The sequence below is a fragment of the Salinimicrobium oceani genome, assembly GCF_012037645.1.
The window spans coordinates 1-404 of the sequence record NZ_JAAVJR010000846.1; the positions used below are offsets into that span (position 1 = coordinate 1).

Below are 404 nucleotides of genomic sequence, written 5' to 3' on the forward strand. Positions count from 1 at the left end.
TCATCGTCATTTTTTACCCGGTTAAAAATTGTAAAGATCTTTGCCTGGTCATCTTTGGCAATTCCCATCCCGTTATCTACTATAGAGAATAACCAGAATTCTCCTTCCCTAAATGCCGAGATCCGGACTTCGGGATTTCTCTCCTTTGGGGTATATTTAATTGCGTTGCTGATAAGATTCTGGAACAGAAGTCGTAATTCTACTTCATAACCCATGATCTCCGGCAGTTCTCCAACATGGATTTTAGCTTTCCTGTCTTCAATACTCTTGCCAAGATCATTGTTCACCACCTTTACAACTTCTTTGGTGTTCACCAGTTTCTTATTACCACTTCTTCCAATTCTGGAATGTTCCAGGAGTGCCTTGATCTGTTCCGAGAGACGGGTAGATGCCTGTTTGATATA

The 404-nt window shown here is 41.1% G+C and carries 1 protein-coding gene; it reads right to left on the reverse strand.

The genetic code is table 11. The annotated features are described in order from the left end of the window. Positions 1-404: sensor histidine kinase (locus HC175_RS19685; protein WP_235942701.1), on the reverse strand; the 404-nt coding region annotated here is incomplete at both ends.